This is a genomic window from Moorena sp. SIO3I8, from assembly GCF_010692325.1.
Classification (GTDB): Bacteria; Cyanobacteriota; Cyanobacteriia; order Cyanobacteriales; family Coleofasciculaceae; genus Moorena.
This window is the reverse complement of record NZ_JAAHHW010000233.1, coordinates 1-4252: the sequence shown is the minus strand read 5'-3', so window position 1 is coordinate 4252 and position 4252 is coordinate 1. Positions and strand designations below refer to the sequence as shown.

The 4252-nt window shown below is 48.5% G+C and carries 6 protein-coding genes; 2 read left to right on the top strand and 4 right to left on the bottom strand.

Annotated features, from left to right (window positions below; genetic code table 11):
- Nucleotides 1-131: 131 nt before the first annotated feature.
- Nucleotides 132-320: a hypothetical protein gene (locus tag F6K51_RS35440; RefSeq protein WP_293030379.1), complete on the bottom strand. Its 189-nt coding sequence runs from the start codon at nt 318-320 to the stop codon at nt 132-134.
- A 50-nt stretch (nt 321-370) separates the two neighbouring features.
- On the opposite strand from F6K51_RS35440, the gene F6K51_RS35435 reads away from it, so the two are divergent.
- Together F6K51_RS35435 and F6K51_RS35430 are read left to right on the top strand one after the other, a co-directional pair.
- A complete protein-coding gene (locus F6K51_RS35435) occupies nt 371-601 on the top strand; it encodes a hypothetical protein (RefSeq protein WP_293030376.1) in 231 nt (76 codons plus the stop codon).
- Nucleotides 505-2958, top strand: a complete 2454-nt coding sequence (locus F6K51_RS35430) for a TOMM precursor leader peptide-binding protein (RefSeq protein ID WP_293030373.1) — start codon at nt 505-507, stop codon at nt 2956-2958. The genes F6K51_RS35435 and F6K51_RS35430 overlap by 97 nt, the downstream gene beginning before the upstream one ends.
- A gap of 24 nt (nt 2959-2982) precedes the next feature.
- On the opposite strand, the gene F6K51_RS35425 is transcribed toward F6K51_RS35430, so the two are convergent.
- Genes F6K51_RS35425 through F6K51_RS35415 form a run of 3 tightly spaced genes read right to left on the bottom strand, consistent with a single transcriptional unit; the run spans nt 2983 to nt 3904 of the window.
- Nucleotides 2983-3321 (bottom strand): hypothetical protein, encoded by a 339-nt coding sequence (locus F6K51_RS35425; protein ID WP_293030370.1) that lies wholly within the window; start codon nt 3319-3321, stop codon nt 2983-2985.
- Nucleotides 3296-3748 (bottom strand): helix-turn-helix domain-containing protein, encoded by a 453-nt coding sequence (locus F6K51_RS35420; RefSeq protein WP_293030367.1) that lies wholly within the window; start codon nt 3746-3748, stop codon nt 3296-3298. Before F6K51_RS35420 ends, F6K51_RS35425 begins: the two co-directional genes overlap by 26 nt.
- An 18-nt stretch (nt 3749-3766) precedes the next feature.
- Nucleotides 3767-3904, bottom strand: a complete 138-nt coding sequence (locus F6K51_RS35415) for a hypothetical protein (protein WP_293030364.1) — start codon at nt 3902-3904, stop codon at nt 3767-3769.
- Nucleotides 3905-4252: the final 348 nt, after the last annotated feature.

Sequence of the window (4252 nt, the reverse complement as noted above, 5' to 3'; positions counted from 1 at the left end):
TGAAGAAAAAACAGTAACCCTCGATATGGCGGAATATTTTCTGCCTCCCATCGAACCTATTCTAGGGAAATTGGTGCAGATGGTGGAATAGGATTAGGAGTTAGATCAATTCTGGTTGTGGGGTTTTCTGTTTAAAGAGGGGAATCGGGAATCGGGAATCGGGAATCGGGAATCGGGAATCGTAAAATCGGGAGTGGGGCAATCTCTAGAAGCTTCTTTATCAGTAAAATAATACAGCGAATTATTTTACAATAATCATTGCTTTGTATTTCTGAGCAGGAAAATATCCAGCGGACGCGATCGCGTGACCCCTCGGTCAATCCCTTAGTATACTTTAGCTCTATTTTTAATAAACAAATGTTTTCCGAGAGTGACAGGCAAGTGCCCACTCCCTCGGTGCGCTTTCCGTAGGCGAATTAAATTCGCCACGGGTCGCACCGCTCCCGACTCCCGACTCCCGACTCCCGACTCCCGACTCCCGATTCCCGACTCCCCACCAGAAACATGGAACCACTCTTACAAATCCGTCCCCATTATCGCGTTGAAATCATTGAACCCAATCATGTTTATCTATTGGCAGAAAACGCCACCCACGCTTTAACGGGGGAATTTTACTGTCATCTGATGCCCCTGCTGGATGGTCAGTATACCTACGAGGAAATTTGTGAACGACTGACAGAGCACGCTGACCCAGACCAGGTGGCTTATGTGATCGAAAATTTGTATGACAAAGGGTACATCGCTGCCAAAGTGCCTGAATTGTCAGACGCTGCTGCTGCTTTCTGGAGTTTGCTGGGAGTAGAACCCCAAACTGCTTATGATTGTTTGCGGCAAGTAGTAGTTTATGTCACTGCTGTGGGGAATATTTCAACTAAACCCTTGACCGATAAACTCACAACCGTTGGCATTCAAACCCAACCCTGGACAGGTAAACCCCCAGTCACCGATTTACCCACTCTGTTAGTAGTGCTTACCGATGACTATCTACAACCGGAACTAGCAGAGATTAATCAAGTCGCCCTAGATACTAACCAACCCTGGCTGTTGGCGAAACCAATAGGAGGACTGTTGTGGTTTGGTCCGATCTTTGAACCAGGAATAACTGGCTGTTGGGAATGTTTGGCCCATCGTCTGCGGGGCAACCGGGAAGTGGAAGCGTCGGTGCTGAAGCAGAAGGGAAAGGCGAGACGTCTTGCAGAAGAGGGGAATCGGGAGTCGGGAGTCGGGAATCGGGAATCGGGAATCGGGAATCGGGAATCGGGAATCGGGAATCGGGGAGAAGAATTGACCCAAACACAATCAGAAACTGTTAATCAGTCTCAAACCCCGAATCATCAAGTTGAGTTTGGTCGGGTGACGGGGTGTTTGCCTACTTCTAATGCTTTCCTCAGTTCTACCTTAGAGACTGGCCTGAATTTAATTACCACTGAAGTCGCTAAATGGATAGTGCAACTGGGGGTAGAGGAAACAGCTAACTTGGCCACGTTGGTGGGGAAAGTGATTACCCTCAATCAAACTAACCTTAGCACTGAAACCCATCAGCTCTCCCATCGTCCCCAATGTGCTGCTTGTGGGAATCCGCAACTTTTAAGCGATCGCGCTCATCAACCGGTTACCTTAGTCAATCGTAAAAAGCAATACACTACCGATGGCGGGCATCGTGCCTTTACTCCCGATCAAACCCTGAAACGCTACCAACACCTGGTTAGTCCCATCACCGGAGTTGTCAGTGCCCTAGTCCGTTCCTCTGACCCAGACAGTGCCCTGCTCCATACCTATCATGCTATTCATAGTTACGGTGCTGCCACCAATAATTTGAACCGTTTGCGTCGTCTGTTGGGTCATAAAAGTGCTGGCAAAGGGAAAACTGACCGTCAAGCCAAAGCCAGTGGGTTCTGTGAAGCGGTAGAACGCTATTCCAGTATCTATCATGGGGATGAACCCCGGATTGTTTCTACCTTAGGGGAGTTGGGAGATACTGCTATTCCTCCCGAACAGGTGATGCAGTTTAGTGAGTATCAGTACGCTCACCGAGAAACCTTGAACAAAGCCCGAGTCGATCACAATTGGGTGCCGCAACGGTTTGATAGCAGCAAAGCCATTGAATGGACACCTGTTTGGTCTTTAGTGACACAAACCCATAGCTATCTACCCACTGCCTTCTGTTATTACAACTATCCCCCATCAAAGGATCATCACTTCTGTTCCGGTGACTCCAATGGCAATGCTGCTGGCAATACCTTGGAAGAAGCGATTTTGCAGGGCTTTATGGAATTGGTGGAACGGGATAGCGTGGCTATTTGGTGGTACAACTGCCTGCAATGTCCGGGAGTGGATTTAGCCAGCTTTGATGACCCCTATCTGGTAGAGTTACAACAACTATACCGCGATCGCAAACGTGATTTGTGGGTGCTGGATATTACCAGTGATTTAGGCATTCCCGCCTTTGCTGCCGTCTCAGCCCGCACCGATCAGGAACAAGAAGGGATTATTGCCGGGTTTGGTGCCCATCTCGATCCTCGGATTGCCATTTTACGGGCAGTCACAGAGATGAACCAACTGGGATTTTATGTGGATGACGTGGAACCCAGTGAAACCGGTGCTTGGGAGGAATGGAATAAGCATAATCTAAACCGCAAAGAGCATCCCTACATGGTTCCCAATCCTGACATTCCCCTCAAGCATCACAGTGACTATGCTCAACAGTGGAGTGATGATATTTATGAGGATGTCATAACCTGTGTCAACATTGCCCAGTCCGCAGGCATGGAAACCCTAGTTCTAGACCAAACCCGCCCGGATATTGGCTTAAATGTAGTCAAGGTGATTGTACCAGGGATGCGCCATTTTTGGGCAAGATTCGCCCCCGGTCGGTTGTATGATGTCCCCGTTAAGTTAGGCTTGTTCGCGGAACCCTTAAGGGAAGATCAACTTAATCCGATCCCGATGATTTTGTAGGAATGGGGAATTAAGAATTAAGAATTAAGAATTAAGAATTAAGAATCGGGAATCGGAACCCACCCCTAACCCCTCCCAGGAGGGGAACGGGAGTCGGGAATCGGGAATCGGGAGTGGGGAACAGGGAACAGGGAACAGGGAACAGGGAACAGGGAACAGGAGTCGGGAGTCGGGAACAGTGGACAAGAATTCACGCCCCATCTCTCCATCTCCCCATCTCCCCATCTCCCTATCTCCCCATCTCCCTATCTCCCCATCTCCCCATCTCCCTATCTCCCCATCACCCCATCTCCCCGCGCCCCCGCCCCACACTCCCCCATCACCCCATCTCCCCTGCTCAGCTGCTAGCGGGGAAACTGCCACCAATGAAGTGAATATCACTGAAGGTTTCGATCCACAGACGAGCGCCACAATCGAGGGGATGATCTGGCTGATAGACAATCTTACAAGGACCGAGGATTTCGACTTCGTTGCCGTAGAGATTGGTACCCTTTCGTTTTACTGAAATCACTGGCTTCCGCTCTTCCCGGCTTTTGTGCATATTCGAGCCAATGTGATTGCGGTTGACATTAATCTTCGCTAAAGCCGGGGGACGACTGGTACGCCATTTGCCCTTCGGTCCACGGCTACCTTTGGTAATTTGTGGCAAATGGTTGAACAGAGGAATAATCCAGAATTTCCCACTTTTATAAGCACCCCTGACCCGACCCTTCTCTAGGAGTTGGCGCAATCGCCGAGACGAAATTCCTAACAGAGATGCGGCTTCAGTGGTACCAACACACTTGTTCATCAGTGGACTCCTCCTTAACTATTCCGATAATACTAGTTTAATGGAAAAAAAGAGAATTGACAAGGGGAATAGGGAATCGGGAATCGGGAATCGGGAATCAGGAGTCGGGAATTGGGAATTGGGAAATGCGATCGCGTAGCGGCTCCAAAGGAGCATCGCACTACTTCCCACTAATTTAGTTAATTAATTAGTGAGAACTTTTAGTACTTAAATTAATTGTGAGAATTTTTATTCCCTACTCCCTACTCCCTACTCCCTACTCCCTATTCCCTATTCCCTATTCCCTGTTCCCTGTTCCCTACTTCCAATTCGTTACAAAAATTTAAAACATATGTTATAATAGGCAATTTTTTGTGCTAAAATAAAACTGTGGTCGTTGTGCGACGTGAAAGCGTCTGAATGAATCGAAACCTGAAATGGTTTTCTGAGGAGTGCATCCCTCAGCCTGCCGAGATGAGAGGGGAAGAGTAATCGGAACCTGTGTGCAGATTCTCGATAAAGTCC

Excerpts from the sequence above, each read along its gene's own strand:
- F6K51_RS35415 (WP_293030364.1), bottom strand. The coding sequence starts at position 3,904 with ATGCTCCTTTGGAGCCGCTACGCGATCGCATTTCCCAATTCCCAATTC.
- F6K51_RS35430 (WP_293030373.1), top strand. The coding sequence starts at position 505 with ATGGAACCACTCTTACAAATCCGTCCCCATTATCGCGTTGAAATCATT.
- F6K51_RS35420 (WP_293030367.1), bottom strand. The coding sequence starts at position 3,748 with ATGAACAAGTGTGTTGGTACCACTGAAGCCGCATCTCTGTTAGGAATT.